The following is a 16,514-nucleotide window of genomic DNA, read 5'->3' as shown; positions in this document are numbered from 1 at the left end:
GTTCGTCAAGATAAAAATCTGCCACACGCTAAAAATAAATAAGGTATCCGGTTGGTATTGCGCCGGTCATGTGCGCCTAGCCTAATTTGCTGATTCGTTCCAGTTTGTTGGCATCTAAAATGCGAATTTTGCGACCATCGATGGCAATGACTTTTTCACCGGCAAAGGTTGAAAGTGTCCGAATGGCATTGGAGGTAGTCATGTTCGAAAGGTTGGCAATGTCTTCGCGCGAAAGGAACGCTTTGAGTGTAGCGCCATCGTTTTCATATCCGTACTTTTCTTTCAATAGCAATAAGGATTCGGCCAATCGCCCACGGATGTGTTTTTGGGTCAGTGTAACGGTTCGTGAGTTGGAGAATCCGAGTTCGCGGGCCAGTTTGCGTAAGATTCTTGCTGTGACATCCGAATTTTTCAGCATCCGGTTGAAAAAGAAGTCCGGATCAACGTGGCAGGCAAGTGAATCTTCCAGTGCAACTGCTGAGGCAATATGGATTTCTTCGGCTAAAAGCGCCCGGTATCCAATGTAACCCATCGGTTTTGTCATCCGGATAATCTGCTCACGGCCACCAACACCTTCCTTGAAAATTTTGATTTTTCCTTCAATCAAAAACGAGAATCCGGTTGGTTTGTCGCCTTCTTTATAAATAAATTCGTTTTTTTGAAAATTGGTCAGGGTAATGTGTTTGAGTAGTTGTTCCTTTTCCTCGGGAGTCAGCAAACTGAAAACCGATTTTGGATTTCCAAGCATTTCTTTAATCCCCATTTCGTGACTCAGCATAGATTCCAACTTTATATGTTATACAGCATCAAAGTTAACCAATTTCGACAAATAAAAAACGTTTTAAAGACATATTTTGGTGCAAGACGTGCTGATTGACACCCCGGTGTATTGCGGGGTGTTGGTAGAAAATACTGCTGTTTTCTGACCTAGTGGTATCGTGCTACCAGGGGCATCTTTCTTCCAAATCCAAAAGCTTTTGAACTGACTCTCAAAATTGGGGGAGACTGAAATCGTTTATATTCGTTTTGATTGACCATTCTGGTTACCTTAAATACGATTTCTGAATCAAAGCCTTGTTTGATAATTTCGTCCGGAGACATGTTCAGTTCAATGTAGTTGAACAGGATCGTATCCAGGATGTCATAGTCGGGTAGTGAGTCGGTGTCTTTTTGGTCCGGACGAAGCTCGGCTGAAGGCGGTTTTACAATGCTGTTGTGTGGAATAATTTTACGTTCGCGATTGATGTAGTGCGACAGTTTGTAAACATCAGTTTTGTACACGTCCCCCAAAACAGACAAGCCGCCGTTCATGTCGCCGTACAAGGTTCCGTATCCAACCGCACATTCGCTTTTGTTGGTGGTGTTCAGCAGGATGTTTCCAAACTTGTTCGACACTGCCATGACCAGAATCCCCCGCGTACGTGCCTGGATATTCTCTTCGGCGACGCCGGGTGGAAGGTTATTGAACAGTGGAGCCAACTGGTCTTCAAAATCATTCACCATGCTTTGAATAGGGATGGTGTCGTAACGAATGCCGAGGTTTTCGGCCAGCAATATGGCATCGTCCACGCTGTGCCCGGATGAATATTTCGAGGGCATCAAAATGCCCCGAACATGATCTTTTCCCAAAGCTTCAACCGCCAGGGCACAAACCAGCGCGGAGTCAATACCCCCCGAAAGGCCCAAAACGGCGTCTTTGAATCCCATCTTCTGAAAATAATCGCGGATACCGAGAACCAGTGCCTGGTGAATTTTGCCGATGTAATCTGGATGGCTTTGGTGTTTCGGAAGTGGGTTTTCGGTGTCAATTACCTGGAAATCTTCCTCGAAATAAGCCAGTTCAACAGGAATGCTGCCGTCTTTCATCAAGAAAAATGAGCCGCCATCAAACACGATTTCGGTTTGCGCGCCGACCTGGTTGACGTAAATGATCGGAAGCTGGTACTTGATGGCCTTTTTAATCAAAATATCTTTCCGCCAGTTCTCCTGGTTGTACGAAAAAGGGGATGCCGAAAGGTTGATCACCAAGTCGGGCTTGAGTTTGCTGAGCTCTTCGAGGGGTGACCGGGTGTACAATTTGTCTTTTCCAAATTCATTTTGCGTGGGCTGCTCATCCCACAGATCTTCACAAATGGTTACGGCAAGTTTCTTCCCCTTAAAATCAATGACATCGAATTGCCGATTGGGTTCGAAATGGCGGTATTCGTCAAAAATATCGTAGGTTGGGAGTAATGATTTATGGCGTACGGTTTCAATCCGGCCATCTTTTAGCAGGTAGGCCGAGTTAAACAGCTTTTTCCCCCGCGGACTTTGATTGATGCTTGGCGCTCCCACCAATGCCGCTGTCCGGGTACATTCCGTCGCTATTTTCAAGATTGTCTGTTCGGCTTTTTCGATGAATTCTTTCCGTTCCAGTAAGTCGTGCGGGTAATATCCGGTCACGGCCAGCTCAGAAAAAACTACCAGTTCGGCGCCCTGTTGCTCTGCTTTGTGAATCGCGTCGATGATTTTATTGGCATTTCCTTCGAAATTGGCAATGTGGTAATTGAGTTGCGCCAGTGCAATTTTCATGGTCAATCTTGTTTTAAGTTCACGGACCTATTTCGTATTCCCTCTTCGTTTTTAGCCATGCAATATTATTGGAACAATGCATTGGGCATTTCTGAAACGCAAAAATAGTTGAAAAAGAATAAAAAGCCGTCTGATTGATGAGTGGAATCAGGGTTTAATTTCTGTGTGGATTGGATGCTTGTCCTTGAGTTTAAAAAATGAGCCCGAATTTGAGAACCACAGAGTTCAACGTTGTTTTATCATCAAATTGACTGTTTGAGGTGACATCAAGAAAGCCGTTTTTGTAGATCAGGCCTACGGTTACAGCATTGTTCGATCCCAGGTCGAAGCTGGAACCAACCCCCATATTCAGCGCCAGGTTAAACAAACTGACTTCGTCATGGATGTTATGCTTGTCCAATACGCCATCACTGCTATCTCCTTTAGCCTGAATATTGACAAAGGATGAAAAGCCAAACTGTCCCCAATACGCCCACCGTCGGAATTGACTGGTCTGCAGTTTTATCAAGATCGGAACCTCAGCGTATTTTAAGCGGTATTGAAACAGGGTGCCCGATGCGAAGTCTTCGCCTGCAAAACGCACAATGCCTGATGAATCGTAATAGCGAAGGTTTCCTCTGACATTGTTGATCAAAAGTCCCGTAGAAAAGGCATACCGGTTTTCTTCATCGAAAAAGAAATCCGCATTGATTCCATAATCGAATCCAATGGCTGCTTTTCCTGATTCAACGCCTTGCATGTCTGTCGAAAGCCAGTTTATCGAAGGACTTCCGGTAAAGGACAAGCGGGTTTTTCGTTGCGAGAAAGTAGGCTGGCTAAGCAGAATAATAAAAGCCAACAACCAAAGTTTGTGTCGAATTTGCTTCATGAGTTTTCGTTTTCTGAATAATTGAACGGTTGATCAAGGGTTTTTTGTATCTGCAAATCTCGAACTTTCTTTTGAAATAGGCAATTGGTTTGTGTGATCGAATATTGATTCTTATTTGGGAACGCCGTTTATTATCTTAGATAGCTGAAAAAGAAGATGTTGTGCAATATGTTTGTTTTTATTTAATCTAAATAAGCGGTAACTTTTGTGAGAGAATTGATTGATTAACTAAAAACACTTAAAAATGAAGACAAAAAGTAACATGATGCAAAAAGGAATGCTGTTGGCGATGGCGATGGCATTTGTTTTTGGAGCACTGCCGATGACGGTCTATGCTCAGGACCAACCAGCGATCTTTGCCGTTGTTGATTTTATGAAAGTCAAGCAGGGAGGCGAAGCGAACTATGTGGATTTGGAAAAAACGGTGTGGAAACCGATTCATCAGGAACGGATTAACCAAGGTGAAATTATTGGGTGGATCTTGTACGGTGTTCGTTATGCAGGGGCCGACGACGAATATAATTTTGTGACCGTGGCCCTTTTTGACGACCCTGCCAAGTTGGAACATACGTTTTCTGTGGATGTCGAGAAGGTACACCCAGAGAAAGACCTGGATGAATTATTTCAGAAAACAATGGATAGCCGACAGCTGATCCGGCAAAGCCTGATCCGTAGAGTGGATGCCGTTTATCCGGAAGGAGGGGCGGGAGATTTTAAATACATTCAGGTCAATTACATGAAAGTCAAACAAGGAGAAGGAGGATCGTATGTTGACAATGAACTGACGGTTTGGAAACCGGTGCATCAGGAGCTGATTAATGCCGGTTCGCGTGCTGGTTGGTCCTTGTGGGAGGGCGTATTTCCATTCGGAACAGGCATGCCCCATGATTATGTGACGGTTGACTATTTCGCCGACTTTTCCAAACTGGGTGCTGCCGATACCGAGGCTGCTTTTAACAAAGCCCATGCAGGAAAAGATATGGATGAGTTGTTTCTTAGCACCAATAATTCCAGAAGTCATGTCCGTGCTGAATTGTGGGAAGTTCTTGATTCTGTTTGGAAAGAGTAGCTATTCTCAGTAACCCCAAATTTAAATTTTCAGCTTGGAAAATATTTGTTAGTTTAACAAGTTATTAGTTTGACCCCGATTTTTTAAGGATTGTCGGGGTTTTTCTTGATTCGATTTTGATTTTTTTTGGACTTGATAGACTCTTGTATGATGAATCGCTTAATGATCTTAATGCTGGCAAGCCTGCTTGCGTTCTCCTGTCAGCGGAATCCGCTCAAGGTTGATGTTTCAGATGTGGAGCTGGAATTGACATTTAAGAGTTACGACGATGATTTGTTTGCGTCGGCTGAAAACCTGGAAGAAAAAGTGGCGGGACTGCAGGCGGAATATGGCACTTTTTTCGATCTTTTCAATCATCATATGATTGGTATTGGCGGGCCCGAAGACGAAAATTTTTACCCGCAGTTGGAAGCCTTTTTGTCGGACACCATGATTGTGAATTTAAAAGCAGAGGCGGATCTTCGAATTGACAGGGGGCGGCTGAAGAACGATTTTACCGAAGCTTTCAGGCATTACCGCTATTATTTTCCCGGCCAAGTGGTGCCGGCCGTTTATACCTGCATCAGCGGATTAAATGAGTCGGTCGTCCTGGCCGATTCGCTGATCGGAATCAGCCTGGACAAGTACCTGGGAGCTGATTTTGATTACTATCCGCGATTGGGGCTTCCGGCCTATAAAATCCGGAATATGCACCCGCAGAAGATTGTTCCCGAGGCTCTTTATTTTTGGGCCATGACTGAGTATCCAATCAGTACGCAAGCGAGCAAAGTGATTGAAAGCATGATTTATGAAGGAAGCTTGCTCTATTTTGTTGATGCGATGCAGCCCGAAGTGCACGATAGCCTGAAGATTGGATACACCAGCGATCAGCTAGAGTTTTGCCAGGCCGGCGAGGCCGATATGTGGGCTTACCTGGCTGAGCATAATTTGCTGTTTTCAACTAAGCGGATGGACATTAAGCGCTACGTTGATGATGGGCCTTACACATCGAGTTTTACCACCGAATCGCCGGGGCGGGTGGGAGCCTGGCTGGGCTGGCAAATTGTGCGTTCGTACATGATGAAGAATCCGGAGATGAGTCTGAAACAATTGATGGAGACGCAGGATTATCTGCAAATCTTGAACGAATCTGGCTACCAGCCGGATTAACCAGTTAGCGGATACTTTTCCGCGCTTCGAGTACGATTTCTTTTATTCGGGTGTTGGGTGCCAGCTTAAGCAGGTATTCAATGGTCAGGAAAATATCGTCTGGTTGAATCATTTCATGGGCTTCGTGTGGGGAACCGGCAGTCGTAGCCATTTCGGTGGCTACCCAGGCAGGACAAATGGCGGTGACAGAAATGCCGTATTCAGCTAATTCCCGGTAAAGGGATTCGCTTAACCCAATGAGTCCAAATTTTGAGGCAGAATAAGCACCACTGTTGGAAAAACCGACTTTCCCGGCTCGTGATGCGATGTTGAAAATGTAGCCTGCTTTCTGCTCTTTCATCACAGGGACAAAAGCTTTCAGCAAACTGAAGTTAGCTGTTAAGTTCAGCTCCAGTTGTTTTCTGAATTCATCACTTTCCATTTGCAGGTTACCACCGACATACATTCCGGCATTATTGACCAAAACATCAATGCTGACGTAGTGTTTTTTTATTTTTAGTACACATTCCTGAAGTTCAGACTCATTGGTCAGGTCAACGGCAAAGATTGAGGATTGGCCTCCGGCGGAATGAATTTCTTCAGCCAGTGTTTCCAGTTGTTCCTGGCTTCGGGCAATTAAAAGACATAGATAGCCCAAATTGGCGAGTCCTTTCGCACAGGCTTTTCCAATGCCTCTGCTTGCTCCTGTGATTATGGCTGTTTTGGCAGTGTTCATGTTCACTATTTTAAGGGTTCTCGCCCGAAGTTAACAAAAATTGACGGATAGCTTTAATCAACTTTCAAAAGAAATCCGCTGCCATGGACATTTTTAATCTCGATGGAAGGATCATCGGCCAGGTATTTGCGTAGTTTGGTGATGTAAACATCCATGCTTCGGGCGGTGAAATAGCCGTCGTCGCCCCAAATCTTTAGCAGGGCGGCTTCGCGCAGCAACAACTCATTTTTATTCAGGCAAAGCATTTCCAGTAAATCGGCTTCTTTAGGCGAAAGGGTTTGCTGTTTTTCGCCAATCGATATTTTGCGCAGCGGAACGTCAAACACGTAATTGCCCAACTGGTGCTGTGCGGATTTCACCTGGGGAACTTGTCCGTTTCGGTTAAGAATGGCTTTGATTTTACAGATGAGTACTTCCGTGTCGAACGGCTTGGTAATGTAGTCGTCGGCACCAATATTAAAGCCCCGCAGCACATCTTCTTTCAGGCTTTTGGCGGTGAGAAAGATAAATGGCACTTGCTTGTCAATTTTCCGGATTTCGGTACCAACGGTAAATCCATCAACGTGTGGAAGCATCACATCGAGCAGACACAGGTCGAATGGTGTGCTACGAAAACGTTCCATGGCCAGTTTCCCGTCGTCGACCCAAGTCACTTCAAAATCATTTAGTTCCAAATATGATTTTAATACTGCACCAAAACTCAGGTCATCTTCCAATAAAAACAGGTGTTGCTTTTTATCCATTGTTTTGCGTTTTTTCAACCATTAGTGATTCAGTGATTTTTTCAGTTGTCTCTCAAGAACGGCAGAAAAACCTCGAGTTGGCTGCCTTTTCCCGGTTCGCTTTGAACTGATATGTGTCCATGATTGGCTTCCACCACCGCTTTGACATAGCTTAGTCCCAATCCAAATCCCTTCACATTGTGAATGTTGCCGCTTGTTTGCCGGAAGAAGCGTTCAAAAATCCGGGATTGAACCGATTTGTTCATACCTATTCCCCGGTCCGAAATGCGAATGAGCACGCCCTTGGCATTGTTCCAGGTTTCAACCTTTATTTCAGGCTGTTCGGGCGAATACTTATTGGCGTTGTCCAGCAAGTTATAAATAATATTGGCTCCGTGAATCCGGTCGGTCGTTACTGTTGGGTTTGCCGCCCGGAATTCCGTTTCAATTTTTCCGCCCCGCTTGTCAACCTGCAAAGCAATGCCTCCGATGGCGTCTTCAATCAGCTGGTGAATATTTAAAGCCTCCCATTTGAATTCAAAGTCTTTTTTATCGAGCCGGGCGATGGTTAATATATCCTCGACTTGCCGATTCATGCGTGCATTTTCTTTTTTGATCATATCAATAAAGTAATTGATCTTTTCGGGCTGGCGGATTACTTTTTCGTTTCGAATGGAATCGGCGGCTACGGAAATGGTGGCGATTGGGGTTTTAAATTCGTGGGTCATGTTGTTGATGAAATCCGATTTCATTTCCGATATTTTCTTTTGCCTCAGCATAAAGAAGATGCTTAGGCTGAAGGTCAGCAGAATGAAGATGGAGAAAAAAAGCGATGCGACCAGAAGCCAGGAAACAGACCGGTAGATGTATCGTTCCTGGTTGGGGAAAAATACAGCCAGTTTGGTGTCGCGGTCGAAAATGGCCCGGGGAAACAAATTGGTTTGGTAACGGGTCGCCATAAGCCCCAGACTGTCCGCTTGTTCTGTCATCGATTGGAGGGTGTCTTGCTCCAGAATGGCAGCATCGAAATGCAGCTTGATGTTTTGGTTCTCCAGCTCTTTTTTGAGCAGGCTGGCGACTTCACTTAGCGGGATCGCGCTGACATCCAGCGCTGCCATTTCGCGCATGAAACGGGAACCGAATCTTTTCAGATTTTCGGAACGCATTTCCAGGCGTTTCTGCAGTTGTGGACTTAGTTCACCAAACTTGTTTGTCATGGTTTCGATCGAGTCGAGTTGATCGAGGGCTGAGCTTGCCAGTGCTGTTGTGGTAGTATAAATGGTGTCGCCCTCAGTAAACGAAAAACGGTTGGTCTCAACGATGGTATCGCCCGGGCTTGTGAATTGAAAAACCTGGACATTGCTGTCATTTTCAATGGTTTCAAATTCAATCTGACTGCCTTTGTTCGACTGTGAGTTACGGATAATCCGGACAGCGCGTGGAGGAACCGGCGGGGCGATGTGAGCATTGCGTTGCCAGTAGGGGCGGCCAGGACGTTCAATGCCGGTGAGCACTTCCACATCGTGATGAACTTCAATTCGCCGCACGGTATTGTTGAGCGCTTCGGTCACACTGCGGTCGAACAACTCATTTTTCACCTCAATGGCATTGTTGATCCAGATGAGCTGAATGGCAATGATTCCCAGGATTGACAAACCCATGAGCGCCATTAAATAGATGAAAAATCGTTTGTTCATTTGTCAAAGATAATTATTTCAAGTCGGGCCTTTTTTGACTTTAACTTTCCCTTAACAGATTTTAACCAGACCTTAACTGAGAAGTGCCTGCCTCTCATCCTACCTTTGTTTGCATAGAAATCAATTTAAAATGATACAGATGAAAACAAATTTAAAGATTAGCCGATGGGTACTGGTTATTTTCTTGCTGATGCCAACTGTTTTGGTGACGGCACAAACCGATGAGCAACCGGAAAAACAACGACGTGTAAAAATGGTGAAGGTTGTAAATGGAGAACGAATCGTGTTGGATACGCTGATATCAACTGATGAAACTGATTTTGCCTGGATGGATGAACTGAACCTGCCGTGCCAACTGGATTCGAACTTGCAAAGAAAGTTGAATCGTTTTCGATATGAATTTTCGGACGGTGAAAACGAAGAGGTATTTGTTTTTGGTCCGGGCGATCGGCCGTTTATGCATCACCGGGGAAACCGAATCATGATGAGAGACAGTCTTTTTGAGTGTGATTCGCTTCGGACAAGGATGATGATCCGGCGGGGCGATGGACCAGTAGCACCAAACAGGCATTTTCGACATGGTCGGGCATTTGTTCATGTGCCAAAGGCTCCTTACCCACCCATGCGAATTCAGTATTTGGATCGGCATCCCGATGACAAGATGGTCATTCACTTGGACGACCCTGGCGTGATTTCGTATAAGAAGAAAGACCTAAGCGGTGGGCGCGAGAAAATAGAGATTATTCGCAAAAAGCACGAAGATCAGTCACAAGAATTTGAAGATGAAATTATCATTGAAGAAGACGAATAAGCCAGAAACCCAAAGGGGGCAATATGGTTGGGTTCAGCTTCTGACGGTTGGGTAAGAATGTAAATCGTTTTGAAAAAAGGACTATTAGTTTTGTAAAAGTGATTCTCAAATTTGCAGGAACAGTTAATAGTTCTGCTAGAATACGCTATAGTTTTATTAGAACAAGCACTTGTTTTACTAAAATAGGTATAAGTTCGTGTAAATAAATAAGTTATTCTAATAAAGGCAGAGCGACTTTTTAGAAATGAAGAAATAGTTTAAAGTTTTTGTGACACGATGATTATTTTCGGGTTTGTTGACAGCACTCACTCAGGATCAATTAAAAAAGCTGACCGGTTAATCCGGTCAGCTTTCTATCTACCTTCACGCAGATTTGATTGATTGACGGAAAGCATTGATGATTGCAGTTGGAATCCAAAGCCAATCAACCTTTATTGTTATTCTTTTGATGATGATTTTGTCTCTGTCACTTTAAGTGTGTTGTCCATCGATAATTTGAGCGGATCAATCTCCTCGCCCCAGTAAATTGTTTGATGTGGGAATGGAATTTCGATGTTGTGTTTGTCGAAGGCGATTTTCAATCGCTTCCGGTATTCCCGTCCTACAGTCCACTGTTGAATGGGCTTGGTCTTTATTCGACCTTTCACAACCAGTGCGCTATCTCCAAAACTATCCAGGCCGAAAATTTCCATCGGCTCAAGAATTGAGTCTTTAAAATTGTCGTCGTTGCGTAAATCTTCCGAAACGTCTTTCATAATTTGCATCACTTGGTCGATGTCTTCCTTGTAGGCAACGCCAATGTCGAACACCATGGCGGACCATTCTTTAGTCATGTTTGAAACGGTATTGATTTTCCCGTTTTGGAAGACATGGACAACACCAGACAAATCGCGGAGTGTGATCGTTCGAAGTTCAATTTTTTCAACCAGGCCGCCGGTTCCGTTGATAATCGCCACATCACCCGTTCGAATCTGGTTTTCGAACAAAATAAAGAAACCGGAAATGAAATCGCGAACAAGCTCCTGCGCTCCGAAACCCACAGCTAAACCAATGATACCGGCACCTGCTAAAATTGGGGCAATGTCGATGTTGATTTTTTTCAGAAAGATCATAATGAACATGGTCCAAATGATTATAGCAACCCCTTTTTTAACGATTCCCATCAGCGTGTTGAGGCGTTTTTCAACCTCAAGGTTGGGTTCATCGGTTTGATGCACGGTTTTGTGGGCCAGGGCTTTTTTCAATTTTCTAAGCGTGAAACTGCTTACTTTGAGTGCAATTATTAAAAGGACAACCAAGATGATAATGGCCGGTAATTCGGTGATGATCCATCCCGCTAGACTTGAGGTAAAAGTCTCCCAAAAATCGATCGTGAAAAATTCTTTCATAGTTTTTTATTTTTAGAGATAATAATTACTGTTCGTTTCACGCTGCAAAGAACCAAAGGCTGCTCCGATTGGAACAACCTTGGATTATTGTTGTGCATATTATTATCGAATGAGAGCTGGCAACGCCGGATTTTTCTGGAAATCAAATGTTACCGGGATGACAGCCCATGAGTCAACAATTGCCCCATCTACAATGGCGGGCTCCCATTCAGCATCAACATCTTCCACGGCAGTAATGGCTACTTCTTCCAGCCTGTCGACACGTTGTTCGTACGGTGAATCAATGGCATGGTCTGCGGTAACAAACGATACTTCACCATCTTTTTCAACAATAAACTTCACGTACACCGTACCTTCAACACCGAAATTCTCTGCTCTTTCCGGATAGTTCAGATTTTCTCTCACTTCCTCTCTAAAGGATTCATAGCCCATCTTTGGCTCAGCTTCCTGCTCTGGCGCATAGTAGATACCTACGCGTGTGCAGTAATTTTTCATGTCGTCCTTCGCACTTCTAAACTTGTGCATAAGCTCTGCAACCTCTTTTTTGGTTGCCGGGTCGTCAATGCCCGATACCATTACCCGGTCGAGATGACCATCGTGATAGACGTATTCATAACCGAAACTTGGATAGTCGCCCACCAACTCATAAACCTCAAACAGGTAGCCTTCCATGTGGTCCTGCATCTTTTCCAGCTCATCGTACTTCATGTCATCATTTTGTGCGGTCGCTGTAAAAGCTCCGGCCACTAAAATAAATGACGCTATTAGTGTTGTGTAAATTCGGCTCAATTTTCTTTTCCAATTCATAATAACTCCTATTTTTCTGATTTAACTTATATTTTTCTGATTGTCATGTTCCGCTTCATTGAGTTGACGCGGAAAACGACAATCAACAGTTAATGGAACAAGGAATACCATGCCAGGTTGTTTTTTTTGTTTTTGTTAATGGCTGGATATGTTGATGTTGTGGGGATTATGCAGGGGTTTAGGCTAAAAGGCCAGAGCCCAGCCGGATGTAGAATAATCTTGAATTTTGTGGAATTACTTTCACAATAGCGCTGTGCTTTTTGGATGGAGGTTGGAATATTACCGGGACTTGGTCGATTAGTTTTCCTATTTCGTCTAAAAAATGAGGCGATTTGGTAGCGTTTTTCAATATTCGATCAATTTTTTCAGACCTTATTGTAACTTCTTTTTCATATGCTGTTCCAATGAGTTAAACGTTTGGAAAAAATAAGAGTCTACTAAGCTAAACGAAATATATTACTGTGAAAATTACGATTGATCAACTGAGCAAAATCTATCCGAACGGGAACCGGGCACTGAACAATGTACATCTGGAAATTGAGAATGGGATGTTTGGTTTGCTGGGCCCCAACGGAGCCGGAAAATCAAGTTTGATGCGCATTTTGGTGACTTTAATGAAGCCGAGCCATGGAAAAGTAACCGTCAATGGCTACGATTTGGTGAAGAACCGAAAAGAAATTCGCAAAATGCTGGGGTATTTGCCCCAGGACTTTCGTTTTTTCTCTCAGTTGACCACCTACGAATTCTTGGATTATGCGGCGCGCTTGGCCGGAATGAAATCGGGGAAAGAACGGGCCAGTGCGGTTGATAAAATGTTGGAGGAAGTAGGCTTGTTTGAGGCGCGCGACCGTCAGGCCAACCGATTGTCGGGAGGAATGAAGCGTCGGTTGGGAATAGCTCAGGCTTTGATCAATAGTCCGCAAATCATTATTGTTGATGAACCAACCACGGGTTTGGATCCCGAGGAACGCATCCGCTTTCGCAATCTGTTGTCTGCCATTTCAACCAATGACGTGATCATTATCCTGTCGACCCATATTGTTGGCGATATCTCCAGCACGTGTAAAAACATGGCTTTGCTCAACCGTGGAGAATTGGCTTACAGTGGTTCGCCTGACGAACTGGTTGAACAGTGTGTTGGTAAAGTCTGGCTGATCCATGCTACTGAATCAGAGTACCAGGAAATCAACGAAAAGTATCCGGTCATTTCCAATGTTCCTACCAGCGAAGGGTGGGAAATTCAAGTGGTGGCTGATGAGATTAATGGCTATTCCGGGCACAACATTGACCCAAATCTTGAGCATGCCTACGTTTATTTTATGGAAAGTCAGTTAAACCAATGGACAGCTATCTAACCCTCAATTCCTGAACCCATGATTTCAATCCATAACATCCGATCAATAGCTCATTACGAAACCAAAACCTTATTACGAAGCTGGTTTTTTCGGATTTTCGCTATTCTGGCGATGGTCTTTCTTTCATTTTTCAACTTTGGTGTCCTGATCGAATCAAACGGAGGTGCCGGACAATGGGCGATCAAGGGGCTGCCATCCATTATTCCCTATACCAATCTGCTGTTTCTAAACGTGGTTCAGGCGGTGATTGCAATTTTTCTGGCGTCTGACTTTCTGAAACGTGATAAAAAGCTGGACACCACCGAAGTGATCTACATGCGACCGATGACCAACGGCGAATATGTCATCGGAAAAACGCTGGGTAACCTTGTTGTCTTTATCGTGCTGAACCTGATCATTCTTTCGATTGCCTTGATTTTTAATTTGATTACCAAAAATACATCGGTGAACTGGTTGGCTTATGGTGCTTATTTCCTGGTGATTAGTGTGCCAACCCTGATTTTTATTATGGGGCTTTCTTTTCTGATCATGTCATTAATTCGGAACCAGGCCGTTACCTTTGTGGTGTTGCTGGGCTATGTGGCTATTTCCTTGTTTTATCTTCAAGATAAGGTGTATTACTTGTTCGATTACATGGCTTTTAACATCCCGCTAACATTTTCCGATTTCGTTGGATTCGGAAACTTACAGACCATTTTGATCCACCGGGGCATGTATTTTTGCTTGGGCCTAGGGTTTATTTTTTATACCATCTTGCTTTTACGCCGTCTGCCGCATTCAGATTCGATGCGCATCTTTTCGTTCATATTTGGGACGATTGCCCTGTCCGGAGGCATTTACCTTGGAAGTTTGCATATAGGTTCCTTTTTGAAGAATCAGGACCAGCGTGAGGAAATGATCAGCCTGAATGATCAATTCCTGGATGTGAAGCAACTGGCCATTTCAGACTACGACATTCAGCTCACTCATCAGGGTGAGAGTATTGCATGCGAGGCCAGGCTGGAAGCACGAAATGACGGAAATGAAACCTTGTCAACCGTTTTGTTCAGCCTGAACCCCGGATTGAAATTGAATCGACTAATTGTTAACGGAAAGGAACAAGCGTTTGAGCGCAAGCTCGGCCTGATTGAATTGACTGGCTTGAAGGTGGAGCCTGGTGAGCAGTTAACGTTCGTTTTTTCGTATGACGGCAATATTAATGAAGCGGCTTGTTTTCTGGATATCGATGATGAAACCCGGCAGGAAGCCTATCGCAATTTCATGTACCAAATTGATAAGCGCCACGCTTTTATTACCCCCGACTATGTGCTGCTGACCCGCGAAAACAACTGGTATCCGATTCCCGGCGCAGGTTTTGGCGTGAAAAACAAACAATGGCTGTCGCGCCAGTTTAGCAACTACAGGCTCGAAGTGAATACCCGCCCGGGCCTAACCGCTGTTTCGCAGGGAACCGTTGAAGAGGACGGCAACCGCTTTGTATTTAGCAACTCGCATGCGCAATCCCAGATTTCGCTGGCTATTGGCGCTTACGAGCGGATGAACAAGGAAATTGACGGGCTGGAGTTCAGCATCTACTACCGGAAGGGGCATGATTATTTTTCTGAATTTTTTGAAGAAATAAAAGACACGATTCCCGGAATCATTACGGAGGCAATCCAGGATTTTGAACGAAATGTGGATTTATATTATCCCTTTGAGCGTTTTTCTCTGGTTGAAGTTCCCATTCAGTTTTATTCCTATGAACGCGTCTTAAGCGGTGCCCGTGAGCAAATTCAACCCGAAATGATTTTATATCCCGAAAAAGGCCTGCTGATTGATGAAGCCGACTTTTACGGGCGCATGGATCAACGACGCCGATGGGGTGGTCGCGATGATGAGAACCTGACAACAGAAGAAAAAAAGATCCGGGTGTTACAAAATTTTCTGGCAACCTTTACCCAGGAGCAGGGCCGGCCCGACTTTAGCCGTTCGCAGGGCGAAGTGCAGATTGAGGAGAAGCAAAATCCCTTTTATGCCTTCCCGCTCTTCTATAACTATGCTTTTTATATTCGTTCCGATCGCTGGCCGGTGGCCGACCGGGTGTTTGAAGCTTATAAGAAGCAAGCAACCGCCAATCCGGGTATGGGGTGGATGCGCGACTTGCAAGGGATGTCTGAGGATGAACAGGGGAACCTGGCTTTGTTGTCTCAAAGTTTTGAAGAGATTCTGGATGATCCCGCCCATAAACAGATCGTAGACAATGTTATTCAGCTAAAAGGCAAAGCCTTATTTTCCATTATTAAACGCAAAGCGGAGGAAGAAGCTTTTGAAGACTTTCTGTACGATTATTTGCGGGGTGTCAAATTTAGAGCTTCGAGCATTCGAGATTTTAACGATGCTATTCTGGATGAATTTGGCATTGACCTGATTCCTTACATGGAAGGTTGGTTCAGCAGTACCCGTTTGCCGGCATTTTTGGTCGGAAGTGTTAATGCTGTGAATGTGTTGGATGGTGACCAACTGAAAACCATGGTCAAATTTAAAGTGAGCAATACCGAAGATGTGGAAGGGATTATTTCGGTGGAATTTCGCTTGGGCGGAGGCCCGGGTCGGTTTGGAGGCGGTGGCGGTTCGTCCGAAACCATCAATAAATTGATTCATCTGCAAGGAAACCAAACCAAGGAAGTTAGCTATTTGCTCAGCGGTACCCCGCGGGGTGCAAACATCAACACGCTCACTTCGAAAAATATTCCTTCCGAAATCCGTTTTCCGCTCGACAATATTGAAGAAGATAAAAAAGCGGTTCCCTATGAGGGTGAAAGCATTGTAGATCGACCCGTTCGTATTGCCGAGGACAATGAGATCATTTTGGACAATGAAGATCCAGGTTTTGTCGTGGTTGGAGAGGATGAAACCAGCTTATTGCGCAAGCTGCTTATCAAAGAGGAAGAAAGCACGAGTAAATATTCGGGTTTTTCGGGCTGGCGTGCACCACGAAACTGGACACTAACCACCCATTCCAGTTTTTATGGTGCTTACATCCGTTCGGCTTACTATCTGCGCTCGGGCGAAGGCGAAAAAGTCGCTACATGGAATGTCCCGATCGCCGAAGAAGGCTTTTATCAGGTCTATGCCCATATTTACAAAGAAGAAGGCCGTGGCCGCCGCGGCGATGATGGTGGCGAATATCATTTCATTGTGCATCACGACGATGGCGATGAAGAGGCATTGGTTGACCTGAAAACAGCAGAGGCCGGTTGGAACTATTTAGGTGGTTACTACTTTTCGCCCGATACGGCAAAAATAGAATTAACAAACCAGTCGGAAGCCCGTATGGTGGTGGCCGATGCAATTAAACTGATAAAACAATAAAAAACAGACTC

13 protein-coding genes are annotated in these 16,514 nt (G+C 44.6%); 5 read left to right on the top strand and 8 right to left on the bottom strand.

Annotation, left to right across the window (positions count from 1 at the left end; translation table 11 throughout):
* Positions 1-76: 76 nt before the first annotated feature.
* From AAC033_RS03485 to AAC033_RS03475, 3 genes are all read right to left on the bottom strand, one after another.
* A complete protein-coding gene (locus AAC033_RS03485; protein ID WP_339735435.1) occupies positions 77-778 on the bottom strand; it encodes a Crp/Fnr family transcriptional regulator in 702 nt (233 codons plus the stop codon).
* Positions 779-927: 149 nt separating this feature from the next.
* Positions 928-2,571 carry an NAD+ synthase gene (locus tag AAC033_RS03480; RefSeq protein WP_339735432.1) on the bottom strand — a complete coding sequence of 548 codons (1,644 nt, stop codon included), beginning with the start codon at positions 2,569-2,571 and terminating at the stop codon, positions 928-930.
* A gap of 190 nt (positions 2,572-2,761) precedes the next feature.
* Entirely contained in the window at positions 2,762-3,439 is a 678-nt protein-coding gene (locus AAC033_RS03475; protein WP_339735430.1) for an outer membrane beta-barrel protein, read from the bottom strand.
* A 244-nt stretch (positions 3,440-3,683) separates the two neighbouring features.
* On the opposite strand from AAC033_RS03475, the gene AAC033_RS03470 reads away from it, so the two are divergent.
* Together AAC033_RS03470 and AAC033_RS03465 are read left to right on the top strand one after the other, a co-directional pair.
* Entirely contained in the window at positions 3,684-4,508 is an 825-nt protein-coding gene (locus AAC033_RS03470; RefSeq protein ID WP_339735428.1) for a hypothetical protein, read from the top strand.
* Between the two features lie 147 nt (positions 4,509-4,655).
* The gene (locus tag AAC033_RS03465) at positions 4,656-5,657 is read left to right on the top strand and encodes a hypothetical protein (RefSeq protein WP_339735426.1); all 1,002 of its coding nucleotides are present in this window, start codon (positions 4,656-4,658) and stop codon (positions 5,655-5,657) included.
* Positions 5,658-5,661: 4 nt separating this feature from the next.
* Here the strand turns inward: AAC033_RS03465 and AAC033_RS03460 are convergent, their stop codons facing one another.
* Genes AAC033_RS03460 through AAC033_RS03450 form a run of 3 tightly spaced genes read right to left on the bottom strand, consistent with a single transcriptional unit; the run spans position 5,662 to position 8,791 of the window.
* Positions 5,662-6,372, bottom strand: coding sequence for an SDR family oxidoreductase (locus tag AAC033_RS03460; RefSeq protein ID WP_339735424.1), 711 nt, complete (start codon positions 6,370-6,372; stop codon positions 5,662-5,664).
* 53 nt (positions 6,373-6,425) lie between these two features.
* The gene (locus AAC033_RS03455) at positions 6,426-7,115 is read right to left on the bottom strand and encodes a response regulator transcription factor (protein ID WP_339735422.1); all 690 of its coding nucleotides are present in this window, start codon (positions 7,113-7,115) and stop codon (positions 6,426-6,428) included.
* Positions 7,116-7,156: 41 nt separating this feature from the next.
* Positions 7,157-8,791, bottom strand: coding sequence for a HAMP domain-containing sensor histidine kinase (locus tag AAC033_RS03450; RefSeq protein WP_339735420.1), 1,635 nt, complete (start codon positions 8,789-8,791; stop codon positions 7,157-7,159).
* Positions 8,792-8,930: 139 nt separating this feature from the next.
* Between AAC033_RS03450 and AAC033_RS03445 the strand changes: the two genes are divergently transcribed.
* Positions 8,931-9,602: a hypothetical protein gene (locus AAC033_RS03445; protein ID WP_339735418.1), complete on the top strand. Its 672-nt coding sequence runs from the start codon at positions 8,931-8,933 to the stop codon at positions 9,600-9,602.
* A 437-nt stretch (positions 9,603-10,039) separates the two neighbouring features.
* Here the strand turns inward: AAC033_RS03445 and AAC033_RS03440 are convergent, their stop codons facing one another.
* Positions 10,040-10,990 (bottom strand): mechanosensitive ion channel family protein, encoded by a 951-nt coding sequence (locus AAC033_RS03440; RefSeq protein WP_339735416.1) that lies wholly within the window; start codon positions 10,988-10,990, stop codon positions 10,040-10,042.
* A gap of 102 nt (positions 10,991-11,092) precedes the next feature.
* On the bottom strand, positions 11,093-11,797 hold the full coding sequence (locus AAC033_RS03435) for an energy transducer TonB (protein ID WP_339735414.1): 705 nt from the start codon (positions 11,795-11,797) through the stop codon (positions 11,093-11,095).
* Positions 11,798-12,258: 461 nt separating this feature from the next.
* On the opposite strand from AAC033_RS03435, the gene AAC033_RS03430 reads away from it, so the two are divergent.
* Entirely contained in the window at positions 12,259-13,152 is an 894-nt protein-coding gene (locus AAC033_RS03430) for an ABC transporter ATP-binding protein (protein WP_339735412.1), read from the top strand.
* 18 nt (positions 13,153-13,170) lie between these two features.
* Positions 13,171-16,503 carry an ABC transporter permease subunit gene (locus tag AAC033_RS03425; protein WP_339735410.1) on the top strand — a complete coding sequence of 1,111 codons (3,333 nt, stop codon included), beginning with the start codon at positions 13,171-13,173 and terminating at the stop codon, positions 16,501-16,503.
* Positions 16,504-16,514 lie beyond the last annotated feature (11 nt).

The organism is uncultured Sunxiuqinia sp. (genome assembly GCF_963974515.1).
GTDB lineage: Bacteria > Bacteroidota > Bacteroidia > Bacteroidales > Prolixibacteraceae > Sunxiuqinia.
Note: the sequence above shows the minus strand (reverse complement) of the source record. Positions and strands in the feature narration are given on the sequence as shown.